This is a genomic window from Flavobacterium sp., from assembly GCF_025352425.1.
Taxonomy (GTDB): domain Bacteria; phylum Bacteroidota; class Bacteroidia; order Flavobacteriales; family Flavobacteriaceae; genus Flavobacterium.
In genome coordinates, this window is sequence record NZ_JANXTI010000009.1 from 1 (window position 1) to 3288 (window position 3288).

Genomic DNA, 3288 nt, shown 5'->3' on the forward strand with positions numbered 1-3288 from the left:
GTAGTGATGCTGTTATTGATTTGAATTTTTGAATTTTCAAATGCCAAATCAAGTTGCAATTTTGTATCATTAATATCTTCTTTCAACGACCTTAAACTAATATCAGCCTGTCTCACTTTTGAACGTGTTTCAAATCCGTTAAAAATCGGTACTTTTAAATTTAAACCGATTGCAGAATAATCAGACCAATAGACATTTTTAGCCGGAGTTGCTCCCCAAGGCATTTTGGGACCTTGGCCTATATAATTATAACCTGCGGTTAACGAAAGAGTTGGATAATACGCCGCTTGTTCTGCGGTTTTTTGAAACATTAGCAACTGTTCTTGTTTTTTTAAAAGCTGATATTCGCTGTGGTTGCTCGTATTTGACGTTTCTGTAAATGCTATTGGCGTGACCTCAAATTGAGTTTTCGGTATATTTATTTTTGTTTCAATCGGCATTCCCATATAAAACTTCAAAGTGTTTTCCTGCAACCGAACCGCATTCAAAACCTGTTGACGCTGCGTTTCAATATTACTAACTTTTACGATAATTCGGTCCAAATCAATTTTTTTTGCAAGCCCGCTATCGAATTGACCGCGGATAATATTTTTGACTTTATTAGTATTGCTGTAATTGCTGTCAATAACGATAAGTTTTTGTCTTAGAACATAAACCTGATAGTAATTGTTCGCCACCCTTTCAATAACCTGCTCCTCGGTCAGCTGGTCATTGATTTGATAGAATTCCCGACTCGTTTGCGCCGCTTTCAAACCTGTAAAAACAGACTTGTCAAAAATTGGCTGAGTTAGAGAAACACCTGCTGTGGATACCCATTTCTGTCCAAAATTTGCTTGAATAATAGTTCCGGGCTCTCCGCCAAAAGATCCTGCATCAAGAAAAGTAGTTTGCAAAATAGGATTGTAAATTAATCCCCCGTTGGCCGAAATTTGTGGCAGTGCACGAGATCGTATCTCTTGAATTTTATATTCACTGTTTTCAAGCTGCAGTTTGCCTTTTTTGGCATCCGACTTTTTTGTCAAAGCATAGTTAATCGCATCTTTTAATGTTAACGATTTTACTTCCTGTGAGTATGCGCCAAGCGCAAAAGTTAGGACGACGACCAAAATTATTTTCTTCATAGCGTGTTGGTATTTTGCATTTGTTTTTCAAGTTCGATAATTCCTTCCGCTGTTGCCAAAGCTCGGGTATGGTATTCCAGGGCTTCGAGTTCTAGTTGCTGAGCCTCTTTTTCAGAGCGGGTGTTTGAGTTGATGCTAAAAATCAGCGTGTAATAAAATTGGATATAACTTCCGATATTGAACTCTTTTCGGTATAGTCCCTGTTCAATTCCTTTTTCCATGTTTTTCCTAAAATACATGTTGCATTCCGTAAGTTCTGTTGACATTACTTTTTCATAAATCTCCGGATAATGTTTTTTTAACTGATAAAGCGGCGACGTATCTATAGTTTTAAACATCTCTTTGAATGTCTTCCTGATTTCAAAATTTTCTGCAATGGCATTGTAATTTTTCCTAATTATACTGTCAATAATCTGATGCACTTCTTTGTGCATTATTGCGCTGCTTTCTTCAATTAAAATCTCTTTATTGCAGAAATATTTATAAATTGTTTTTTTTGATATACACATGTCGGCTGCAATGTCATCCATGGTAACACTTTTAAAGCCTAGTTTTAAAAATAGCTCGCCGGCTTTGGACATTATTTTCTCTCTCATTTTGTGAATTTTTTAGGTTAAATCCGGTGCAAATTTATAGCGGAAACTTTAAATACTAAAATAGTTTTCAAAGTATTTAATTTAATTTAACATTTGATAAAAAATCGTCGATTGTAATCAACCTTGAATACTGTAAATTAGCCGAAAATTACCTTTATGCACTCCATTTATCAGTATCAGGAATTTATTTCAGACTATTTACAATTGCAATCCAAAACCAAAGAGCCAAAGAATTTGTACGAACCCATACATTATATACTGGGTCTCGGCGGCAAAAGAATGCGTCCGGTTTTGACACTTATGAGTGCCGAAGTTTTCGATACTGACTATAAAAAAGCGCTGCCTGCTGCTTTGGCCGTTGAGGTTTTTCATAATTTTTCTCTGATTCATGACGATATTATGGACGATGCGCCGCTTCGAAGAGGTAAAGAAACCGTCCATGAAAAATGGAATGTCAACACAGGCATCCTCTCCGGCGATGCTATGCTGATTCAGGCCTATCAGTACTTCGAACATTACGAGCCAACGGTTTTCAGGGATTTAGCAAAGTTGTTCAGCAAAACTGCGCTCGAAGTTTGCGAAGGCCAACAATGGGATATTGATTTTGAAAACCGGGAAGACGTCACGATTGCCGAATACCTAAAAATGATAGAGTATAAAACCGCAGTACTGGTCGCTGCCGCAATGAAAATGGGTGCCATTATTGCCGAAACTTCCGTCGAAAATGCCAACTTAATTTATGATTTTGGTTTAAATCTTGGCCTTGCGTTCCAACTGCAAGATGATTATTTAGATGCGTTCGGCGATCCCGAAACTTTCGGAAAACAGCTTGGCGGCGATATCATCGAAAACAAAAAAACTTATCTCTATCTAAAGGCCGTCGAGTTTGCAAGCGTTGAACAAAACGAGCAACTGATGCATTTGTTTTCGATTCAGCCTGATGACAACACTGATAAAATCACTTCCGTAAAAGAAATTTTCGACGCAACCGGCGCTTCAAAGGCTACGCAAAACACTATTCAGGAATATACTTTAAAAGCTTTCGATACTTTGCAAAATATCAATATCGATAATGAAAAGAAAGATAAACTCCAGTCTTTTGGGGAGAACCTGATGGGCAGAAAAGTTTAGATGTACTAATTTTTGATATGGCTAATTTTTTCAAACAATCGGTGTTTACCAATGACAATCCCAATGCAAAGGAACAATTGTTGTGCGCATTGTTTTTTGGCGTTTTCACAATATTTGCTTTAGGAATTGACTCTGTTTTTTTTAATGCAAATTATTTTGACGGCAGGCAATTGACCAACTTTTTAGCCATAATCTATTTTTCAATTTTCTTTCATGCATCGGATTCGCATTTAAGGAAATTGTTGTTTGCGATGGTTTCGCTTTCTTATATAGGGGAATTGATTTTCTGCAAATTGCTCGGCATGTATCATTACAGAACAACTCCAATCCCGCTGTACGTCCCTTTTGGCCATGCGATTGTCTACGGTAGCGGCTATGTTTTTGCCCGCACCCAATTTGCAATAAAGAACGAAAGCAGATTAAAATTATACTTCCCTCTG

General features: G+C 37.2%; 4 protein-coding genes. 2 read left to right on the forward strand and 2 right to left on the reverse strand.

Going from position 1 to position 3288, the window contains the following annotated elements; genetic code table 11:
* Together Q0Q99_RS01315 and Q0Q99_RS01320 are read right to left on the reverse strand one after the other, a co-directional pair.
* Positions 1–1121: TolC family protein (locus Q0Q99_RS01315; RefSeq protein ID WP_293890190.1), on the reverse strand; the 1121-nt coding region annotated here is incomplete at its 3' end.
* On the reverse strand, positions 1118–1717 hold the full coding sequence (locus Q0Q99_RS01320) for a TetR/AcrR family transcriptional regulator (RefSeq protein WP_293890192.1): 600 nt from the start codon (positions 1715–1717) through the stop codon (positions 1118–1120). The genes Q0Q99_RS01315 and Q0Q99_RS01320, both read right to left, overlap by 4 nt.
* 156 nt (positions 1718–1873) lie before the next feature.
* Between Q0Q99_RS01320 and Q0Q99_RS01325 the strand changes: the two genes are divergently transcribed.
* Positions 1874–2848, forward strand: coding sequence for a polyprenyl synthetase family protein (locus Q0Q99_RS01325; protein ID WP_293890194.1), 975 nt, complete (start codon positions 1874–1876; stop codon positions 2846–2848).
* Between the two features lie 17 nt (positions 2849–2865).
* Positions 2866–3288 (forward strand): hypothetical protein (locus Q0Q99_RS01330; protein ID WP_293890196.1); only part of this gene is annotated, 423 nt, incomplete at its 3' end.